This window comes from Actinoplanes xinjiangensis, assembly GCF_003148685.1.
GTDB lineage: Bacteria > Actinomycetota > Actinomycetes > Mycobacteriales > Micromonosporaceae > Actinoplanes > Actinoplanes xinjiangensis.
In genome coordinates this window covers 1-20672 of sequence record NZ_QGGR01000008.1, presented here as the reverse complement: position 1 = coordinate 20672, position 20672 = coordinate 1, and the positions used below count along the sequence as shown (strand labels likewise).

General features: G+C 71.2%; 19 protein-coding genes. 9 read left to right on the top strand and 10 right to left on the bottom strand.

Annotated elements, in window-relative coordinates; all coding sequences use genetic code 11:
* Positions 1–181: 181 nt before the first annotated feature.
* Positions 182–1030 carry an RNA polymerase sigma factor gene (locus BC793_RS19065; RefSeq protein ID WP_158319306.1) on the bottom strand — a complete coding sequence of 283 codons (849 nt, stop codon included), beginning with the start codon at positions 1028–1030 and terminating at the stop codon, positions 182–184.
* A gap of 4 nt (positions 1031–1034) precedes the next feature.
* Positions 1035–1340, bottom strand: coding sequence for an antibiotic biosynthesis monooxygenase (locus BC793_RS19060; RefSeq protein WP_109594089.1), 306 nt, complete (start codon positions 1338–1340; stop codon positions 1035–1037).
* A 417-nt stretch (positions 1341–1757) separates the two neighbouring features.
* On the opposite strand from BC793_RS19060, the gene BC793_RS19055 reads away from it, so the two are divergent.
* The 3 genes from BC793_RS19055 (at position 1758) to BC793_RS19045 (ending at position 7017) form a co-directional block, all read left to right on the top strand.
* Positions 1758–5198 (top strand): ALF repeat-containing protein, encoded by a 3441-nt coding sequence (locus tag BC793_RS19055; RefSeq protein WP_239170157.1) that lies wholly within the window; start codon positions 1758–1760, stop codon positions 5196–5198.
* A gap of 10 nt (positions 5199–5208) precedes the next feature.
* Positions 5209–5688, top strand: coding sequence for a hypothetical protein (locus BC793_RS19050; protein ID WP_146246334.1), 480 nt, complete (start codon positions 5209–5211; stop codon positions 5686–5688).
* Between the two features lie 297 nt (positions 5689–5985).
* A complete protein-coding gene (locus tag BC793_RS19045; RefSeq protein ID WP_109594085.1) occupies positions 5986–7017 on the top strand; it encodes a methyltransferase in 1032 nt (343 codons plus the stop codon).
* A 44-nt stretch (positions 7018–7061) separates the two neighbouring features.
* On the opposite strand, the gene BC793_RS19040 is transcribed toward BC793_RS19045, so the two are convergent.
* From BC793_RS19040 to BC793_RS19010, 7 genes are read right to left on the bottom strand one after another with little or no spacing between them, the layout of a single operon-like run.
* Positions 7062–8300, bottom strand: coding sequence for an iron-containing alcohol dehydrogenase (locus BC793_RS19040; RefSeq protein ID WP_109594083.1), 1239 nt, complete (start codon positions 8298–8300; stop codon positions 7062–7064).
* A gap of 48 nt (positions 8301–8348) precedes the next feature.
* Positions 8349–9809 (bottom strand): NAD-dependent succinate-semialdehyde dehydrogenase, encoded by a 1461-nt coding sequence (locus BC793_RS19035; protein WP_109594081.1) that lies wholly within the window; start codon positions 9807–9809, stop codon positions 8349–8351.
* 12 nt (positions 9810–9821) lie between these two features.
* Positions 9822–10898, bottom strand: a complete 1077-nt coding sequence (locus BC793_RS19030; RefSeq protein WP_109594079.1) for an ABC transporter ATP-binding protein — start codon at positions 10896–10898, stop codon at positions 9822–9824.
* Positions 10898–11965: an ABC transporter ATP-binding protein gene (locus BC793_RS19025; RefSeq protein ID WP_109594077.1), complete on the bottom strand. Its 1068-nt coding sequence runs from the start codon at positions 11963–11965 to the stop codon at positions 10898–10900. Before BC793_RS19025 ends, BC793_RS19030 begins: the two co-directional genes overlap by 1 nt.
* Positions 11965–12882 (bottom strand): carbohydrate ABC transporter permease, encoded by a 918-nt coding sequence (locus BC793_RS19020; protein ID WP_109594075.1) that lies wholly within the window; start codon positions 12880–12882, stop codon positions 11965–11967. The genes BC793_RS19025 and BC793_RS19020 overlap by 1 nt, the downstream gene beginning before the upstream one ends.
* Positions 12882–13781 (bottom strand): carbohydrate ABC transporter permease, encoded by a 900-nt coding sequence (locus BC793_RS19015; protein WP_239170156.1) that lies wholly within the window; start codon positions 13779–13781, stop codon positions 12882–12884. The genes BC793_RS19020 and BC793_RS19015 overlap by 1 nt, the downstream gene beginning before the upstream one ends.
* Positions 13782–13828: 47 nt before the next feature.
* Positions 13829–15208: an ABC transporter substrate-binding protein gene (locus BC793_RS19010; RefSeq protein ID WP_239170155.1), complete on the bottom strand. Its 1380-nt coding sequence runs from the start codon at positions 15206–15208 to the stop codon at positions 13829–13831.
* A gap of 290 nt (positions 15209–15498) precedes the next feature.
* Here BC793_RS19010 and BC793_RS19005 point away from each other — a divergent pair, with 290 nt between their 5' ends.
* The 5 genes from BC793_RS19005 to BC793_RS18985 all read left to right on the top strand — a co-directional run bounded on the left by BC793_RS19005 (position 15499) and on the right by BC793_RS18985 (position 19549).
* On the top strand, positions 15499–16242 hold the full coding sequence (locus tag BC793_RS19005; RefSeq protein ID WP_109594069.1) for a GntR family transcriptional regulator: 744 nt from the start codon (positions 15499–15501) through the stop codon (positions 16240–16242).
* A gap of 87 nt (positions 16243–16329) precedes the next feature.
* Entirely contained in the window at positions 16330–16899 is a 570-nt protein-coding gene (locus BC793_RS19000; protein WP_109594067.1) for a DJ-1/PfpI family protein, read from the top strand.
* A 1-nt stretch (position 16900) separates the two neighbouring features.
* On the top strand, positions 16901–17713 hold the full coding sequence (locus BC793_RS18995; protein ID WP_109594065.1) for an alpha/beta fold hydrolase: 813 nt from the start codon (positions 16901–16903) through the stop codon (positions 17711–17713).
* A 484-nt stretch (positions 17714–18197) separates the two neighbouring features.
* The gene (locus BC793_RS18990) at positions 18198–19124 is read left to right on the top strand and encodes an alpha/beta hydrolase (RefSeq protein ID WP_158319305.1); all 927 of its coding nucleotides are present in this window, start codon (positions 18198–18200) and stop codon (positions 19122–19124) included.
* 8 nt (positions 19125–19132) lie between these two features.
* Entirely contained in the window at positions 19133–19549 is a 417-nt protein-coding gene (locus tag BC793_RS18985) for a nuclear transport factor 2 family protein (protein ID WP_211340642.1), read from the top strand.
* Here the strand turns inward: BC793_RS18985 and BC793_RS18980 are convergent.
* Entirely contained in the window at positions 19519–20388 is an 870-nt protein-coding gene (locus tag BC793_RS18980; protein WP_146246333.1) for a helix-turn-helix transcriptional regulator, read from the bottom strand. The genes BC793_RS18985 and BC793_RS18980 overlap by 31 nt on opposite strands.
* Positions 20389–20530: 142 nt before the next feature.
* Here BC793_RS18980 and BC793_RS18975 point away from each other — a divergent pair.
* A partial coding sequence (locus BC793_RS18975; RefSeq protein ID WP_146246367.1) for a transposase occupies positions 20531–20672 on the top strand: 142 nt, incomplete at its 3' end.

The following is a 20672-nucleotide window of genomic DNA, read 5'->3' as shown; positions in this document are numbered from 1 at the left end:
CCAGCACGCGTCCACTCTAGACCGTCGTCTCCCGTTCCATCGTCCCGCTGAGGAAGTCCCGGATCTCGTACAAGCCTCGGTTCATCGGGCGCCGGCCTTGATGAGAGCCACGGGTCGCAGCCGTCCCCGCCGACGTCGGGTCAGTGGAGGACCAGGCCCTGCCCCGGGGGCGGTGACATCCTCATCCGGTCAGGGCCGGGCAGGCCTGCTGCAGTGCCCGCCACACCCGGTCGGGTGCCCGGAACCGCGGTCCGGACCGGTATCCCTCGGCTATGGCGCATGCCAGATCGAGTTCCCGGGCGGCCTCGGTGAGGGTGCCCGCGGGTATGGGCGCGGTCGCGCCGGGCAGCATGCTGAAGACCGGCCGGCGTGGGTCGAGGATGCCGTAGGCGATGCTCGAGTCGATCTGCCGATCGCACCGGCACGGGTGTTCGGCCCGGACGAGGCCGCACCGGTCGGCGATGATGCCGCGCATGACGCCACGGGCGCGAGCCAGCCGTTGCCGGAACGCCGCGGGGCTGATCTCCAGAGCCTGGGCCCCGTCGACGTCGGCCAGACCGATCAGATCACCGAGCAGGTACGCCAGCCGCAGCGGCCGGGACAGCGCCAGCAGCATGCCGTACGTGCAGGCCATTCGGACCTCGCCCGCGAGTAGCCGGTACTCCGCCTCGTCGTGGTGCGTGAACGGTTCCGGCGCCAGATTGCGGTCGAGCCAGTCGGCGAACGGCTCGGGGCCGGCGACGCTGATCTCCACCGGGCCTCGCGTGGTGCGCAGCAGGTGTCGGGACGCGATCGTGTACACCCAGGTGGTCAGCTTGGACCGGCCTTCGAAGTCGGCGAGATGGGTGATGATCAGGATCAGGATCTCCTGGGTGGCGTCGGCGGCGGCCTCCGGGTCGGAGGTGAACCGCAACGCCAGCCGGTAGATCAGGTCCTGCAGGTGGCGGCACAGCTCTTCCAGGGCGCGGGCGTCACCGGTGACGGCCCGGCGGGCCAGACCTTCCAGGTCCGGCCCGCCGCTCCCCGTCACCGTTTCAGGAGGCACGGTCGCCCGCGAACAGGACCTCGCCGTGTTCCATGGCGACGACCTCCTTGATGTACGCGAATGCGGCCCGGCACTCCGGCAGTTCGACGACCGTAGCCGCCGCCTCGTCGGCCTGGGCTCGGCTGGCCCATCGGACCACGTCGAGCCAGGTACGTTCGTCCAGGCGTACCAGATGCAGGGCCTCGAACCCGTCGAACCGCTCCCGCAGGGCTCGCAGCATGGCGGGGCGCGCGTCCAGCATCGCGTCCACGTCGTCGGGGTCCACGGTGAACCGGGCCAGCTCGATCGCTGTCATGGTCGACTCCTTTCGTCGCCGGGCGATCCGGTGACAGCAGATGAGAGATCATCGGCGCGCCCACTGTGACAGCCCGCCGGTGTGACCCCGGCCACATGAGCCTCGTGACGGCTTCGACATGACGAACCAGCAGCCGCATTGAGCGCCTGTCGCCGAGCTGGATCTGGCTGCCGGGCCCGGCTCGATCACCCGGCTGACCGCGTACCGCCGGCCTCTCTCAAAGCTCTTTCCTGATGGCTGTCGGCAGTGCCCCCGACCTCTCGTGGTCCCACACGATTTCTCGTGCATCATGTGCGCGGGACATCGACCGGGGTCGACACGTCGTGCCTGTCGAACCTATGGTCGCGACGAGTTGACAAACGGGGGGACAGAATGGACAGCCGCAATTATCGGCCTTCCGCTGCGCGTTTCTCACTGGTGGCTCTGCTGGCCGTCGGGCTCGCCGTGGGCGGGTCCGCGCAGCCGGCTGCGGCCGTGCCGGTGGACCCGGTGGTGGCCGACCGGACGATGACGATCAATCTCATGTGCACCGGCGGCCCGGTGGTGGCCCGCGCGGCCCAGGCCGCCCTGCTGGACTCGGACGCCGCCGTGCGGCGGTTCCTGGAGACCGAACTGCCCGGCCTCACCGCGATCGACAACCGGGTCAAGGTGGCCAACCTCATGGCCCTGTCCGGCCCGGCCATGACGGCGGCCGGGCAGACCGTGCTGTCCGGGTCGGAAGCGGATGTGGCGGCGTTCCTCACCGGCGGCCACAACGAGCCGATGCGCAACGACTTCCGGATCCGGATCGCCCGCATCATGACCGCCGGCGGACCGTCCACAAAAGCGGCGGGCCAGACGGCGCTGTCCGGCAGCGACGAGGCGATCTCGCGGTTCCTGCTCGAAGGCCAGTACAGCGCGGCGCGGGCCGACGACCGGATCGCGGTCGCCCGGCTGATCGCCGTCGGAGGACCCGAGATGGTACGGACGGGCCAGCTCGCACTGGCCGGCACACCGCAGGACGTCGCCGACTTCCTCGCCCAGGGCCAGCATGTCGCCCGGGCCCGGGACGCGGAGATCGCCACCGTGGCACAGCTCGCGGAGCTGGCGCGGCAGGCGCAGACCGAGGCGTCGGCGCAGACCGAGATCGCCCGGGCCGAGTCCGGGCGGGCGGTGCAGGCCGCGCAGCTGGCGAAGGAGGCGGCGCAGCGGGCGGCGGCGGAGACCGCGGCGGCGGGCGCCTCGGCGCAGCGCGCGACGGCGGCCGCGGCCCGCGCGGCGGACGCGACCCGGCGGGCGGCGGACGCGGCCCAGGACGCGATCGGCGCGGCCCGCGCCGCCAACGAGGCCGCCCGGGTGGCGTCCACCGCGGCGAGCCGCGCCGCGACGGCTGCCGTGCTGGCCGGACAGGCGGCGACCAAGGCTCACCAGGCCGCCGCAGCGGCGGCCGGTGACGCCGGCAAAGCGGCGGCGGCCCGGCAGGCGGCCGAGCAGGCCCGCGCGGCGGCGCAGGCAGCCGACAGCGCGGCGGACGCGGCGGCACAGGTCGAGGTGGCCGCAGCAGCGGCCGGTTCGGCCGCGGGCGCGGCCCGTGGCGCGGTCGACCATGCCCTCGCGGCGGCGGCAGCTGCCGAAGAGGCCAGCGGCCACTCCAACGTGGCCGGCGCCGAGGCGGCCCGGGCTCGGGAGGCCGCTGCCCGGGCGCGGGCCCTGGCCAACCGGGCGGACCGGGCGGCGAACGCCGCCCAGTCGCTGGCGGCGCAGGCCGCGGCGGCCGCGCGGGAGTCCATGCGCTGGGCCCGGGACGCGGCCGCACACGCTCGCGCGGCGGCCGCCGCTGCGGACGAGGCCGCCGAACACGCCGGGCAGGCCGCCGAGGCGGCCCGGCGGACCGCCGCCGCGGCCGAGGCCGCGGACCGCGCGGCCACCGTGGCCGCCGGGGCGGCTGCCGCGGCGCAGCAGGCCGAACAGACCGCTCGCGCCGCCGACGACGAGCGGTTGCGCACCCAGACCGACGAGGCGATGGCGGCGGCGCAGGAGGCCAAGGAGATCGCGTCCCGGCGGCCGGCCACGATCCCGTGGGACGACCCCGAATCCGTGCGGGTCGACGAGCGGACCGCGGCCCTGCTCGCGACGGCCGTCGCGACGGACACCGACCCGCAGGTCGCGGTGCGCAGCGGACGGCAGGCGGCGCTGCGCCTGATGACAGCCGGCGGACCGTGGAGCCGATCGGCCGCCGAGTCCGCGCTGGGCGGCACCGAACAGGATCTTCGCCGCTGGCTCACGGCGGGCCGGGCGCTCGCCGCCGAGCAGGACGACCGCAGCCGGGTGGCGCAGCTGGCGGAGAGCAGCGCCAAGCCGGCGCTCAAGACGGCCGCCGCCACCGCCCTCGGCGGAACCCACGCCCAGGTCCTGGAGTTCCTCCAGCTGCCGATGTACCCGGGCAAGGTGCAGGACGACCGGGTCGCGGTCGCGCAGATCATGACCCGGGGCGGGCCGGCCATCAAGACGGCGGCGCAGACCGCGCTGCGAGGCACGGCGGCCGATGTCCACGCCTTCCTGCGTACCGGGCAGTATCAGGCGGCCGACACCGACGACCGGGTCGCGGTGGCCGCCGCGATCGCGGCGGGCGGGCCGGAGGTGGACGCGGCCGCGCGGATCGCGCTCGCCGGGCCGCGCGAGTATCTGCGCCGGTTCCTGACCGTGGAGCTGCCCCGGGCACGCCAGCGTGACCACGATGCCGCGGTGCACGTGGCCACCGTGCGCCGGTACGTCGCGGAGGCCTCCGAGTCCGCTGTCACCGCCCGCAAGGACGCTGCCGAGGCGGCGTACCTCGCGGCGATCGCGCGCCAGGCGCAGGAGGAGGCGGCACGCTGGGCCGAACAGGCCCGCCAGTCGGCGGCGCAGGCGGCGGATTTCGCCGAGCAGGCGCGGCAGGCCGCCGTGGCGGCCCAGCAGTCCGCGGACCAGGCGGCCGCCTCGGCCGCCGCGGCGCGCAAGGCCGCCACTGACGCCGCCCGCGCGGCGCAGACGGCCACCAATGCGGCGACCCGCGCCACCGCGTCCGCGGCCCAGGCGAAAGCCTCGGCCGGCAGTGCCGCCACCGCCGCTGCCCAGGCCCGCGACGACGCGTGGCGTGCCGGGCAGGACGCGGCCGGCGCCGCCCAGGCCTTCCTGGACACGTACCAGATCTGGTTTCAGCGGCAGCGCGCCGAAGACCTCGCCCAGCTGCGCAACGGGGAGGGCCGCGAGGTGACGACATACGACGACGGCGACTCCGATCCCACCACCCCGAGCGAAAACGGCCCGTTCGGTGGCAAGGACATCCCATGGAACGAACCGACGGCGGCCATGGAGATGCGGGCCCAGCTCTGGACCACCATCCAGGGGGTGTGCCAGGTGAGCGGCCGAGACGGGCAGGCATGCGCACTGTGGTGGCACTACTACAACCGCAGCGGCGCCGACTTCACCCCCAACGTCGACAACTACCTCAAGGACCGGCAGTTCAAGGCGGCCGTCGACGAGTCTCGGGAGCAGATGCTCGCCCAGGCCCGCAGCAGGTGCGTCAGCAGCGGGCGCTCCACCTGCGAATACTGGATGGACAGCCTCTGGTTCGGGGTCAGCATGACCGAGAACATCGACTACCGGCTCGGGGTACGCGGCGTCCAACTGCGCATCCGCGGCCCCATCACGGTGACGGTCAACAACGGTCAGGCCACGGTCAGCGGACAGTACGGCGTCGACGTCTACAAGGACTGGAACTTCGATCACGGTGAGGAGATCTGGGGCATCTCGTTCGACGACTACGCCGACATGCACAGCTACGGCATAGCCCGGGAGTTCACCGTGCGGGGTCGCAGCAGCGTGCAGAACATCTAGGGTCGTTGCTGTGAAAAAGCGTCTTGTCACGGCCGTGGTCGCCGTGGTCCTGGTGGTGGCGGGCGGGACGCTGGTGGCCGACCGGGGGGCCTGGCTGTTGGATCAGCGGGCCTACCCGGGCAGCCGGCTCGGCAGCAGCCTCGACGAACTGCTCGCCCAGTTCGGTCTGCGCCTTCCCGGCTGCCCGGTCGAGGATTTGCGGTACTGGTCCGGCGACAACATCGAGGACACCTTCTACCTGACGTTCGCCGCGGAGCCGTCCTGCGTCACGGCGTTCGTCACGGACAACGGTCTGACGCCGGGTGAACCGCTGCCGGGCGACAGCCTGGCGCTCGGCAAGGACGGCCGGGTGCAGAAGTGGCGGTGGCCGTTCGCGGAGGCGGGACTCTACGCGACGTACAGCGGTGCACCGAAACCCGAAGTCGAGGTGGACGTGGTTGTCGATCCGCCGGGGCGGCACGTGTACGCGTACGCCTTCGAGACCGGATAGGGCTCGGAGCACACGACCCAGATGATGGGTCCGAAGTCGGCCCGAGGCCCGGCGTTCGCTCGCCGGGGCTCGGGCGCGGTGCTCAGAAGCCGAAGTTCCCGGCCCGCGGATGAGCGGCGGCGGTTTCTCGACATGACGCTCCGGTACCGGGGCACGGTCGAGTCGGCGCGGCTGGTCCTTGTCGGCGACGAGCCCGTGCCCCGTCGCCGAGCGCGTCTGGGCCGATTCGCAGGGTGACACGACCACAGTGGACCGCCCTACGATGGGGTTCAACGACGGTGACAGGGGGACCACGCCATGTCCGACGAGCCGCAGCGCATGTTCACGCCGACCGGGCAGACCGACAGCGCCGCGGCCGACCCGCCGATGCCCGCCCGCATCATCGAGCTGGCAGCCGGCTTCATGGTCTCGAAGACCCTGTTCGCGGCCATCGAGGTGGGACTGTTCGCGGCCGCCGCACCCGACGGCGGCACCCCGGCCGAGCTGGCTGAGCAATGCTCCATTCCCGAGCGCAGTGCCCGCGCGATGGCCGACCTGCTGGCCGACGCGGGCCTGCTGGTGCGCGACGGCGGCCGATTCCGTAACGCGCCCGACGCCGAGGCGTTCCTCGCCGGGCGGGGCCCGTTCGACCTGCGGCCGCTGGCCCGCTACTGGGATCTGGTGAGCTACCCGACCTGGCGGAACGCCACCGAGGCGTACCGTACCCGGCGCGGTGTGCGGCCGCAGCTGGACAAGACGCAGACCGAGGCGTACGAGTCTGCCGTCACACTGGTCACCGCCGAGACCGCCGCCGACCTGGCCCGCGGCTACGACTTCGGCCGGCACCGGCGGCTGCTCGATGTGGGCGGCGGCTACGGCACGTTCGTCAGGCCGATCCTCGCCGCGTACCCCGATCTCAGCGCGACGCTGGTCGACCTGCCGGAGGTGGCGTCGGCGGTCGCCGCGGAGGCGGCGGACGGGCCGTTCGCCGGCCGCCTCACCGCCGTCGGGCAGGACATCTTCGCCGAGCCGTTGCCGGGCGGGCACGACGCCGTGCTGGTCGCCAACGTGGTGCACCTGTTTCCGCCCGAGCAGATCGCCGAGCTGTTCCGCCGGGCGCACGCGACGATCGCCCCCGGCGGGCGCCTGCTGCTGGTCGACTGGTGGCGCACCGACGTGGCGCCGCACCCGTCGGCGCGGTTCGGCGCCGGCGAGTTCCTGATGATCAGCGGCGGCGACCTGTACCAGGTGGACGAGGTCGCCACCTGGCTCGGCGCGACGGGTTGGCGGTTCGCCGGCCTGCACGAGCTGCCGCCTCCCTCCGGCCTCATCGTGGCCGAGCCGGCCTGACGGCGTAGTTCGGCGCCGCAAGGCCGGTGGTCAGGACGGCCGGGTTACGGGACCCTGACCGATGACAGGACGTTGCGTTTCCGATCGCCGGTCCAGGCGGCTTCGAGGATCGCGGTCAGGCTGGCGGTGTCGGTCGGGCCCGGATGGTTCTGGATCAGGCGGGTGACACCACCGGCCATCTCCGCGAAGCGGGGGAGATCGGCGCGCGCCACGCCGATGTCGGCCAGCGTGGCGGGGATGCCGATGTCGGCCAGGAGCTGGTCGAGCCAGGTGAGGAAGGCGTCCGCGGCCTCGGCGTCCGACGCGTCGGACACGTCGAGCCCGGACACCCGGGCCAGGGCGGCGAGCCGGTCGCCGATGGCGTCCCGGGCCGCGTCGAGCGCGTAGGGCAGGAGCAGCCCGACACCCAGGCCGTGCGGCGTGTGCGTCGCCGCGCCGATCGGGTACTGGAGGGCGTGCGGGGCCGCGTTGCCGGCGTGGGAGAAGGCGATCCCGGCGAGCATGGCCCCGTATGACATGTCGGCGCGAGCGTCCGTGTCGCCTCCGTCCCGGACGGCTCGGCGCAAGCTGCGGGCGATCCGTTCCGCGGCCAGCAGCGCGAAGTGGTCGGTGATCCGGTTGCGGCCGAGGAAGACCTGCTCCACCGGGTCGCGCGGTCCGTGGGGCCGGGGCCGCGCGATGTAGCTCTCCACCGCGTGGCAGAACGCGTCGATGCCGGAGTGGGCGGTGACCGTCGGGGGACAGCTGTAGGTGAGTTCGGGGTCGACGACGGCGAAGTCGGGCACGATGTGGACGCTCGAGACCCCCACCTTCAGCGCGCGGTCCGGGTCGGTCAGCACCGAGACGGGGGTGACCTCGGAGCCGGTGCCCGACGTCGTCGGGACCGCGACGAGCGGAATCGTCGGGCCGGGCACCTTCGACTCGCCGTAGTAGTCGCCCGGCGTCCCGCCGTGGCGCCGGATCACGCCGACCATTTTGGCCAGGTCGATCACCGTGCCGCCGCCGATGGCCAGGATCACGTCGGCGTCCACCGCTGCGGCCGCCGAGACGGCGAGGGCCACGTCGCGCAGCGGCACGTCGGGAGTCGCATCGGGGAAGATCTCGACAGCGTCCACCCTGTCCCGGACGGCGGCGATGATCTCGGCCACGGCCGGCTGCCCCAGAAGAGTCCGGTCGGTCACGATGAGAACCCGCGAGCCGCTCTCGGCCACCAGACGGGGGATGTTCTGCGCGACGCCTTCGCCCACTATCAGCTGGCGCGGTCCGCGGACGGTCTCAAGCATGTCGTGCCTCTCCGGAACGTCGGCGGTCGTGGAGGAACAGCGGGCCGGTCACGGCAGGTCGATCGCCGCGTAGGTGAAGTCGAGGTACTCGAGGATCCCCTCGTGCGAGCCCTCCTTGCCGATCCCGGACTGTTTCACGCCGCCGAACGGAGCGGACGGATCCGAGATCAGGCCACGGTTGACGCCGAGCATCCCCGTTTCCAGACCTTCGGCGAACCGGATCGCCCGCTGCAGGTCCCGGGTGAAGACGTAGCCCGCCAGGCCGTACTCGGTGTCGTTGGCCTTGGCCATCACCTCGTCGTCGGAGGTGAACGAGACGATCGGCGCTACCGGGCCGAAGATCTCCTCCGTCAGCATCCGCGCGTCCTCCGGCACGTCGACGAGGACCGTGGGCGGGTAGAACCAGCCCGGTCCGTCCGGGCGCCGGCCGCCCACTAGGACCCGGGCACCGCGATCGACCGCGTCGGCGACGAGTTCGCCGACCTTGGCGACCGCCGGCTCGTCGATCAACGCCCCGACGTCCACGCCGTCGTCGAGGCCGTGACCCATCGAAAGCGCGGCCATCCGCGCGGCGAAGCGCGCCGTGAAATCCTCGCGTACCGGCTCCTCGACGTAGATCCGGTTGGCCGCGATGCAGGACTCCCCGATGTTGCGCATCTTGGCGACCATGGCCCCGTCGACCGCGACGTCCAGGTCAGCGTCGGCACAGACGATCAGGGCCGCGTTTCCCCCGAGTTCCATCGAGGTACGCAACACGTTGTCCGCGGCCTGCCGGAGCAGCCCGCGCCCGACCTCGGTCGACCCGGTGAACGAGAGTTTGCGGGTCCGGCGGTCGGACAGCAGGGCGGAGACCACCTCGCCGGCCCGCTTGGTGGTCACCACGTTGACGACGCCCGGGGGGACGCCGGCCTCCTGCATGATGCGCGCCAGCAACAGCATGGTGAGAGGCGTCAGCGCGGCCGGTTTGGTGATCGTGGTGCAGCCCGCGGCCAGGGCCGGAGCGATCTTGCGGGCGCCCATGGCCAGCGGAAAGTTCCAGGGCGTCACGAACACGCAGGGTCCTACCGGCTTCGGTACGGTGAGGATGCGACAGCCGCCCCCGGGCGCGGTGCTGTAACGCCCTTCGACACGGACCGCCTCCTCGGCGAACCAGCGGAAGAACTCGGCGCCGTACGCCACCTCGGCCCGCGCCTCGGCGAGCGGTTTGCCCATCTCGAGCGTGATCAGGCGGGCGACCTCCTCGGACCGCCCGATCAGGGCCCGGTACGTCGCGGTCAGCAACTCCGACCGTTGGCGCGGCGGGGTCGCCGCCCAGTCCGCCATCGCCGTGCTCGCCGCGTCCAGAGCAGCGAGCCCGTCGGCCGCACCGGCGTCCGCCACCTCGGCGATGGCCTTGCCGGTGGCCGGGTCCTCGACGGTGAAGGTGGCTCCGCTCGCGGCGCCGCGCCAGGTGTCGCCGATCCGGAGCAGCCGGTGTTCGGGGGCCAGGACGTTCATCGGGTCATCCATCGCGTGGGCTCCTTACCGGGTGGCCGCGGACAGCGACTGCCCGGTGCTCGCGTCGAACAGGTGTGCACGATCCAGGTCGACGGTGACGAGCAGCCGCTCGCCCGGTGTGCCGCTGATCGTGGGTCGTGCCTTCACCTTGAGCAGGTCCGTCCCCACCCGGACGTCGACCACCGTCCGGTCGCCGAGCGGCTCGAGCCCGTAGAGCTCCCCGGGCAGTGCGGCGTCGCCCCGCTGCTCGACGGACAGGTCCTCCGAGCGCAGCCCCAGCAGCAGCGGACGACCGTCCTCGGCGGTGGTCCAGCCGGGCCGCGGCAGCGACCAGCCCGCCGCACCGATCAGACGGTCTCCCTCGGCGCGGCAGGCGAGCAGGCTGATCGGCGGGCTCCCGACGAAGCCGGCGACCCACTGGTTGGCCGGCCGCTCGTACACCTCGGCCGGTGTCCCGACCTGCTGCACCCGCCCTGCCTTGAGGACCGCGATCTGGTCGGCCATGGACAGCGCCTCGACCTGGTCGTTGGTCACGTAGACGAAGGTGGCTCCGAGGCTGCGGTGGATGCGGGTGAGTTCGGTACGCATCTCGACGCGCAGTTTGAGGTCGAGGTTGGTCAGGGGCTCGTCCATAAGGAACGCGCGCGGGCTGCGGACCAGCGCCCGGGCCAGGGCGACCCGTTGCATCTCACCGCCGGACAACTGCGCGGGACGGCGCTGCAGCAGGCGTTCGATGTGCAGCAGGCCCGAGATCCGGTCGACGGCCGCGGCGATCTCGCTCGCGGGACGCCCGCGGGCCCGCAACGGCGAAGCGATGTTCTCGTACGCGGTGTGCCGTGGATAGAGAGCGTAGTTCTGGAAGACCATGGCCAGGTCGCGGTCGGCCGGGGCGTCGCCGGTCGCGTCCCGGCCGTCCAGATGAACCGATCCGGCGTCCAGTTTCGTAAGGCCCGCGATCGCTCGCAGGGTGGTCGTCTTGCCCGCCCCGGACGGCCCGAGCACGACGAAGAACGCGCCGTCCGGCACGTCCAGCGTCACCCCGTCCAGGGCCTGGACTTTGCCGAAGGACTTGCTCAGCCCCTGTGCCGTCACGGTTCCCATCAGGCCACCAGTTCTTCCGTGCGTACGTCGTAGATCGCGGGGGTGGCGCCGGTGTGTCGCAGACCGACCCGGGTGTCGGTGGCGAAACGGACCGTGGGAGCCATCCGGACCCGGACGTCGCGCTGTCCGCCGTGGTCGACCACGTAGATGATCTCGTCGCCCAGCCACTCCGCCGAGACCACGCGGGCCGGGATCGAGCGGTCCGCCCCGGGCGCCGTGACCTCCAGCGCCTCCGGCCGGACACCGGCGACCAGGTCCCGGTCGCGCGGCAGGCCCGGCGGGGGCGTGAGGTCCAGCCCGCCCCTGCTGCGCAGCTTCCCGTCGGCCACCTCGACGTCCATGAGGTTCATCGGCGGCGAGCCGATGAAGGCGGCGCAGAAGAGACTCGCCGGACGGTCGTAGACCTCCAGTGGCGTGCCGATCTGCTCGACGCGGCCCCTGTTGAGGATGGCGATCCGGTGACCGAGCGACATCGCCTCGACCTGGTCGTGGGTGACGTAGACCATCGTCGTCCCCAGTTGGCCCTGCAGGTGCTTGATCTCCGTACGCATGTCCGCCCTCAGTTCCGCGTCCAGGTTGGTGAGGGGCTCGTCCATGAGGAAGGCGCGCGGTCGCCGCACCAGGGCGCGAGCGAGCGCGACGCGCTGCTGCTCGCCGCCGGACAGCCGGCGCGGTCGCCGATCCAGCAGCGGACCGAGTCGCATCAGCCGGGCCGCCTCGTCGACCCGTGCGCGTACCTCGGCCTTGGGAAGCCCTTCAGCCCGCAGGGGGAAAGCCAGGTTGTCGCGGGTGCGCAGATGGGGGTAGAGGGCGTAGAACTGGAACACCATGGCGATGTCGCGTTCGGCCGGCGGCAGGTCGTTGACCAGCGTGGTGCCGATGCGGATGTCGCCGGTGGTCTGCCGCTCCAGGCCGGCTATCGCCCGCAGCGTGGTCGTCTTGCCGCAGCCCGACGGGCCGAGCATCACGAACAGTTCGCCGTCGCCGATGGACAGGTCCACGTGCTCCACCGCGATCGTCCCGTCCGGGTAGCGCTTGTGCAGCGCGGTCACCTCGATGCCGGCCATCAGCGTCGCACCGCCCCGAGCGTCACACCGGCGACGAGATGCCTGCGCACCAGGTAGGCGAAGACGAGCACCGGCAGGGCGAACACCACGGAGGAGGCGGCTACCAGACCCCAGTCCACGGTGGTGCCGCCGATCAGGCCGGCGATGGCCGGTGGGGCCGTCCGGACGTCGTCGCTGGAGGTGAGGAAGATGGCGAACACGAACTCGTTCCACGAGAAGATGAGGGCGAACACCGCCGTCGCGGCGATGCCGGGCACGAGCAGCGGCAGGGTGAACTTCCGGAACGCCTGCAGGCGGGTGTAGCCGTCGAGCATGGCGGCGTCCTCGTACTCCGCGGGCACCTCGTCGACGAACCCTTTGATCATCCAGATGGTGAACGGCAGGTTGAAGGCGGTGTAGATGAGGATCAGGCCGAGCGGGGTGTCGATGAGCCCGACCTGGCGGTACATCAGGAAGATCGGGATCACGACCACCACGGGCGGCATGAAGCGGGTGGACAGGATGAAGAACAGCTGGTCCTTCTTGGCCTTCAGGGCGAAGCGTGAGTAGGCCCAGGCCGCCGGGACGCCCAGCAGTGTGGCCAGCACGGTGGAGACGCCGGCGACCAGGACCGAGTTGAGGAACGCGACGGACAGCGCCGACCGGCCGCCGCCGGGGTCGACGAAGACGTCCCGGTAGTGGGCCAGCGTGACCTGGAAGTCGACGAACTTGGCCGGTACGGCGTAGACGTCGCGGTTCTCCTTGATGGACGTCTCGATCATCCACAGCACCGGGAAGAGCATCACGACGGCCAGCACGGTCAGCAGCGCGATCTCGAGCACCGAGCGGCCCCGTCCGCCGCCGCCGATGCGACGCGCGGGGGGTGTGCGGTCCCGGACAGGACTTGCGGGCACGGCCTCGTTCACGGAGACGGCCATCAGTCCTCCTTGAGCTTGTTCAGGTAGCGCAGGTAGAGCTGCGTGAGGACGATGACGACGAGGACCATGAGAATTCCGTACGCCGAGGCGGTTCCGGTGTTGAAGCCCAGGAACGCGACCTTGTAGACGTGGAACGACAGCGTCTCGGTGGAGACCCCCGGGCCTCCGCTGGTCAGGATGTAGACGAGGTCGAACAGCCGGAAGGCCTCGATGGCCCGGAACAGCACGGCGATGAGCAGCAGCGGCCACACCAGCGGCAGCGTGATGGTGCGGAACCGGAACCACTCGGACGCCCGGTCGATCGAGGCGGCCTCGTACAGGTACTTGGGCACCGCCGTCAGGCCGGCCAGGGCGATGAGCATGATGAACGGCGTCCACTGCCAGGTGTCCACCATGATCAGGGAGGCCAGCGCCATGCGCTGCCGGGTGAGCCACTCCACCTGTTCCAGGCCGAGCGAGCCGAGCATGCTGTTGACCACGCCGAACTGCGCGTCGAGCATGAATCGCCAGAACAGGCCGACCACGACCGGCGACAGCATCATCGGGATCAGGAACAGCGTGGTCAGCAGGCCCCGCCCGTGCGTACGCCGGGAGATCAGGTAGGCGATGCTGAAACCGAGCACCGTCTGCAGGACGACCGCACCGACCACGTAGATCAACGTGGTCACGGCCCTGAGATGGACCTGCGCCGAGGTCAGGACCGCGGTGTAGTTCTCGAACCAGACGAAGGAGCCGGACCCCCCGCGAGTGGCCGAGTAGTCGGTGAAGGACAGGTACAACGCCCACAGCAGCGGGAACACCGACATGGCGAGCAACAGCAGCAACGCCGGGGCGATGAAGGCCACGGCGAGCTTGCGGTCGCTCAACCGGCGGGACCGGCCCCGGGCCGGCGGCGTCACGGACGCCACCTGCCCGGGGCGGTCGGTCGTCAGAGGAACGGCGTCACTCACAGTCCGCCGCCGCCCTTCTTACCGCTGGAGTCGAGTACGGCCTGCTGCTCCCTGGCGATGTCGTTGAGCGCGTCACTCGGCTTCTTCGCGCCGTTGAGAGCCGCGTTGACTCCTGTGTTCTCGATGTCGACCAGCCGTGCGTACTGGGGCACGTTCCACATGTCCCGCATCCGCGGCACCGAGTCGGCGTACACCTGGTTGAACGGGCCGGCGTTGAGGAACTCGGGTGACTGGATCGCGTCGGTCCGTGAGGGCACGCCGCCCGCCGCGGCCCACTTCTTCTGGACGTCGGCCTGCTCGAACCACTTCATGAAGTTCAGGGCCTCGGCCTGGTTCGCCGCCGGCGAGTAGGCCGACACGTGCATTCCCATGCCGCCGAGAGGCACCAGGTCCGTCTTCTGCTTCGGCAGGGTGGCGAAGCCGAGCTTGCCGAGGATCTCCTCCTTCGATTTGCCGAGCGTCGACTGCTTCGGGTCGAGCAGGCCGCCGCTCGCGGCGATCCAGTTGAACGCGATGCAGGCCTTGCCCTGCGCGACCGCCGCGTTCACCTCGTCGATGAACCAGTTGCCGGAGCCCTTGGCGGTCAGTGGCTTCATCTTGTTGACCAGGACGTCCATCGCCTCCTGGCCGGCGGCGTCGTTGAGGACACCCTCGATCTTCTTCGCCTTGGCGTCCCAGAGGTTGCCGCCGTAGACGCCGTTGACCGTGTTGTAGGTGACGGCCGCGGCGTCGGAGCCGTTGGCCTGGTGGAAAGCCAGACCGCTGACGCCCGGGTGGTCCGTCTGACACTTCTGGGCCGCTGAGATCATCTCGTCCCAGGTCTGCGGCGGCTGGTCGCCGATCAGGTCCTTGCGGTAGATCATCGTCCAGGTGTCGCCGAGCAGCGGCAGCCCGTACAGGCTGGCGTTCTCGTCGCGCTTACCGGTCTCCGCCTGGGGAAACTGGCCGTAGGCGGCCAGCAGGTACGGGTCGTAGGCGTTGACGTCGATGTTCTTCTTGACGAAGTCGGTGAGGTCGAGGATGTTGCCGTTCGTCACCGCCTCGCCGATGTGCTGCGAGTCCAGGATCGCGATGTCGAAATCGGTCTTCCGCGCGGCGAACTGGGTGAACATGGCGTCGTGCCAGTTCGCGTTCGGCACGGTGTTGACCTTGATGGTCGCGTTCGGGCGTACCTTCTTGTACTCCTCGTTCGCGAACTTCTCCAGCGCCTGGGCGGGAGGCCACTCGAACCAGACGAAACTGAGGGTCACCGGGTCCGTGGTGAGCTCCGGGATGGTCGCGGGTGCCTTCGGCGCGCTCACCTGCGCGGCGTCGTCCTCGCCGCCGCTGCAGGCCGTCATCGTGGCGCCCACCAGCAGCATGGCCGCCGCTGCCAACTGTACCTTTTGAGCAGGTCGTCCTATTCGCCGTAAGGATCGCATCTGTTGCCTGCTTTCTGAGGTGGTGACTTCTATAACCTCGCCAGGTGCTTCGTTGCGTTTTGCGGGTGCCGGCTCCGCCGGTGTCACCCCGGGGCCGGTGACACGAGTGCGCCTCGATGTACTGGGTTGCGGGATGACGATCGCCCGCTACTTTTCCTATACGATCCGGCCGAGGGCGTCAGAATGCCGCAGCGTTGTTACTGATGTCAACGGGGTCGAAGATGCAGGAAGGACCTCATGTCGCGATGGACGACGAAGCGATGACCGCGCTGGACCGAAACGGCGCGGGCGGCGCCATGCCGCCGGGCCGATCCCGCGGCCGGCTGGCCGACGAGGTCTACGACACCCTGCTCGGCCAGCTGATGTCGCTACGGATCGAGCCCGGCTCCCGCGTCACGATCGACGCCCTGGCGCGTGAGCTGGGGGTCTCGCAGACGCCGATCCGGGACGCTCTCAACCGCATGGAGGCCGAGGGCCTGGTCGTGCGGGTGCCGCACGCCGGCTACCGCATTCCCCCGCAGATCACCCAGCACCGCTTCGAGGACATGCTCGAGGTCCGGCTGCTCCTCGAGCCCGCCGCGGCGCGCCGATCAGCGGAGCGGGCGTCACTTGAGCAGGTGAACGGCTTGCGGCGCATGCTGGCCGAGATGGCGGAACTGGAGGGCGGTGCCGGACCCACGGCCTATGGCGCCTTCGGTCTGCGCGATGCCGCTTTCCACGATCTCGTCGCGCTGAGCGCGGAGAACGAGGTCATCCGGGAGACACTCGCTCGCCTGCACAGCCACGTGCACCTTTTCCGGCTGCACCGCGACGCCCAGGTCACCCACCTGGCCATGGCCGAGCACGAGCAGATCGTGGCCGCGATCGCGGCGCGCGACCCCGACGCCGCCGCCTACGCGATGCGCCGGCACATCCTGCGCTCCGGCGAACGTTTCCGGCGGATCTTCGACGAGGTCGAGGACGTGGGTGTGATGGTCGCAGAGGCTTGACGGGCGGATCGCCCCGGGGAATGCTGATCCGATCGAATCGGATCCGATCGGATCCGCCCAGCCGCCCCCGGATGCGAGGAGAAGCGGGTGCCCAGAGCACTGCTCCTGACCGGCGACGCCGCCGAAGAACTCGACACCATGTATCCCTACTATCGCGTGCAGGAGGCCGGCTGGGACGTCGACGTCTCGTCGCGGACGTTGCGTGACGTGCAACTGGTCATCCACGAGTTCGACCCCAATTCCGACGCCTACGTGGAGAAGAACGGCCGGAAACTGCCGGTCGACGTGCCGTGGGCCGAGGTCGACGTCGAGCGTTACCACGCCTTGATCATCCCCGGAGGCCGCGCCCCCGAATGGATCCGCGTCGACGCCGACGTCCGGCGTATCACCGAGCACTTCTTCGCGCGCAACCTGCCCATCGCGCTGGTGTGCCACGGCGCGCAGGTGCCCGCGGTCTACGGGTTGCTGAAGGGCCGCAAGACCGCGTGCTTCCCGCCCATCACCGGCGACATGGAAAACGCGGGCGCGACGGTCATCGACGCTCCCGACGTCGTGGACGGCAACCTCGTCTCATGCCGGGGCTGGCCCGACATGCCGCAGTTCGGCCGGGCGATGATGGACGTGTTCTCGAAGTCCGTCCACTCCGCATCGGCGTGAGGTGACGGAACTTCGGACCGTCACCGTCGGCGGCTCGCCCGTCCACGTCCTGGACAGCCGCGGCGGCCCCGCGGTGCTGATGCTGCACGGCTCCGGACCCGGCACGACCGGGTCCGGAGCCTGGGCCGCGACGGCGGAGGCGCTGGGCCCGTCCTGGCGTTGGGTGGTGCCTGACCAGGCGGGATTCGGCGGCACCCCGGTGCCGCCGGGTTCCCGGGGCGGCCTCGAGCTGTGGACCGGGCAGGCCGCGGGCCTCATGGACGCTCTGGGCGTCGAGCAGTACGCCGTGATAGGGCACTCCATGGGCGGCGCGGTGGCACTGGCGCTGGCAGCCGCGCGGCCCCGGCAGGTCACCCGGGTCGTCGCCGTCTCGACGATGGGCACCCCCGGCGCGCCACTGTCCGCCGACCTCGACGCGATCTGGGCCGCCCCCGCCGACCGGCACGGGGCCCGAGACATGCTGAGCCGCCTGTTCTTCACCCCGGCACTGGTGACCGACGCGGCCGTCGACGCGCGTGCGGCCGCGATGCGAGAGGGGGCAGCCGCCTACGCGTCGTTGTTCCCCCCGCCCCGGGCACGGTGGGCCGACGACCTGACCGTTCCGGCGCCGGAACTGGCCGCTGTCCGCGCTCCCGTACTGCTCGTCCACGGCGCCGAGGATCGGGTCACCCCGCTCGCGACGGCAGCCCTGCCCCTTCTCCGCCACCTGCCCGACGTACGCCTGCACGTCCTCGGCCGCTGCGGTCACGTGCCGGCGGTCGAGCATCCCCATGAGTTCCGGCAACTCCTGTCGGGTTTCCTCAGCCGGGACTGATGTCCCGAAACCAGGCACCGATACCCGCCGGGTCTGGTCGGTGCCGCACGTGTCGCTCCGCCGGCCGGTCCCCGCGACCGAATCCGCGCCCGCCGGTGCCGGCGCTCCGAACGACGCCCCGACGGCCGCGTCGCCGCCGCAAGCCGCCTCCGCTGGCGAACGACGCCCCGACGGCGCCGGAGAAAACCGCGCGCCAAGCCGGCGTACGGAGCGCGACTCATGCGCCGGCTCAGGGGCGACGCGTTCGGCTCACCAGGTTCGCCGGCTCGACTCCGATCGGGCGTGCCGACACGGGCACACCAGCCTGGCCCGACATGCTGCGAGGCAGAACCAATCGTCCGCCTGAGCGCATGGGCGGCCGGAGCGTGTGGCCATCAAACGGCATTCTCGTCACCGTGATTCCCAAGACGGACCGCACCGGGCGCGGGCGAGGTCCGCAAGATTCGACCTCCCCGGCGGGCGGCGAGACGCCAACGCTGGACGGGTGACCCAAGCAGATGTCTCAGGTGTAGATGTTCAGGTCCACGACACGGTCATCGTCTCGGACGGCGTGCCGCTCGCGGCGCGGATCCACCGGCGCGCGGACGCGGGCGCCGGGCCGCAGCCGGGCGTGGTGGTGGCCGGCTCGTGGTTGACGGTCAAGGAGCAGATGCCAGACCTCTACGCGGCACGCTTCGCCGAGCAGGGCTGGACCGCGGTGACGTTCGACTTCGCCGGCTTCGGGGCCAGCCGCGCCGAGCCCGCTCAGACCGAGCTGCCGTACCGCAAAATGGGTGATCTCGCCGCAGTGGTCCGCGCCCTGCGCGGGTCCTCCTGGATCGACGCCGACCGGCTCGGCGTGGTCGGCGTGTGTGCCGGTGCCCAATTCGCGTTGGGCGCGGTGGCTGCCGGGCTGCCGGTGCACGCCTTCGCCGCGGTCGCGGGCTGGTTCCACGACCTGGAGACGGTGACGCCCTTCTACGGCGGAGCCGAGGGTGTGGCGCAGCGGCTCGCCACGGCGCGCGACGCCGCCCGCACCTACTCGCAGACCGGCCGGTTGCTGACCGTGCCGGCGTACGCGGCGGGGGATCCCGATGCCGCGATGAGTCTGGAGATGGACTACTACGCGAACCCGGAGCGGGGCGCGGTGCCCGAGTGGCGTAACGAGATGTCGGTGCTGACGTGGCATCCCTGGCTGACCTTCAACGCTTTCGCCCACCTGCCGGCCGTGACGACGCCGACGCTGCTGGTGCACAGCGACGAAGCGGTGTTGCCGGACAACGTCCGACGGGTCGCGGCCGGCCTGGGGCGGCACGCCACCACGATGTGGGCCAAAGGTGCGCAGACCGACTTCTACGATCAGCCTGACCAGGTCGATGCGGCGGTCGCCGCAGTGGTGGACCACTTCACCGCCGCGGGGCGGTCGTCATGAAGGCCGCGGTGACCGCCACGGTCGTCGACTTCTTCCGGGCCGTCGACGTGCGGGACTGGGACACCGTCCGCGCGCTGCTGGCCGACGAGGTCACCCTCGACTACGTTTCGCTGTTCGGCGGTGAGGCGGAGATCGTTCCCGCCGACGAGGTGGTCCAGCGGTGGCGTGCCCTGCTGCCCGGCTTCGACGCCACGCAGCACCTCCTTGGCCTGCTGGCCGAGTCCGGTCCAGTGGTCCGCGGCAACGTACGCGGCTACCACCTGCTGAACGGCGAGGAATGGATGGTCGCCGGCTGGTACGACCTGACCCTCACCGCCGCAGGTACGCCGCGCATCGCCGGCATCGCGCTCACCGTGGCCTACGAGACCGGCAGCCGCGAGTTGCTCGGCCGGGCTCAGGAGCGCGCCGCGGCAGCCCTGCGGTAAAGCCCGACCTCCGCGCGGTACGTGGCCGGTCCCGCACCGGCGTGCGATCGGAAGACACGCCGGAAGTGGCTGAGGTTGGCGAACCCCACGGCGTCCGCCACCTCGGCCACGGTCATCGCCGTGGTCGTGACCAGCCGGCGAGCCGCGTCCATGCGCCGCGCGGTCACCCACGCATACGGTGGCTCACCCATGGTCGCCTTGAAAGCACGCGCGAAATGGTACGGCGACAGGTGCACCTCAGCGGCCAGCCGGTCGAGCGTCAGAGAGCCGTTCAGTTCGGCGGAGACGAGATCGGTCACCCGGACGACCTGGGCCCGGGAGAGCCGCGTGTGCCCGGGAACGGGCGCCAGCCGCTGCCCGCCGTACTCGGTGAGAAGGTGCCGGACCAGCAGATGCGCCAGACCGCTGGCGGCGGTCTCGCTCACGTACGCCGACGCGACATGTGCCCGGCGCAGGATGCCGGCGAGCCCGACGACCACCGGGTCGGTGCCCCCGACCACCGCCCGTTCGACGGGCCAGCCGCCGGCCCGGCCGCGCCCGCCCACCGAGGCGAGCAGCTCCGTCGTGGGATAGATCTCCAGCGCGTCGGTCGGTTCCCGGACCTCCGACCAGACGATCGGCTCGTTGCCGGAGCAGATGACCGAGCCTCCGGCGTACGTTGCCCTGCTGCACCGCGATCCCGATCGCACCCGCACGTCACGGTGCCCGCTGAACGCCACACCTACCTGGTGGGATCCGGTCATCGTCTCGTTGCGGTGCGGTGGCAGCCAGGCCCAGGCCGAGACGAGTCCCGGCCATTGCAGCCGGCTACCACGCGGGGTGGGCATCACGTCTCTCACCTGGCCTCACTCCTGGAGGCGTCGCGCGGTACCCGGCGGTGGACCTGGCCGCAGTGCAGCCATCGATCTCGATGCGCCTCCGTGATTCCACCCGCTCAGACTAGGCCGTGTCCTGCCGATCAGTTGATCAGTTTTGGTTGATGTGTCGGGTGTTGGTCGTGGCGAGTTGACGGATAAGGCCTGGACGGCGATCGAGCCGGTGTTGCCGGTTCCTGGCCGTCGGTGCGGGCGGTGGCGTGATCACCGGCAGGTGATCAACGGGATTCTGTGGAAGACACGGACCG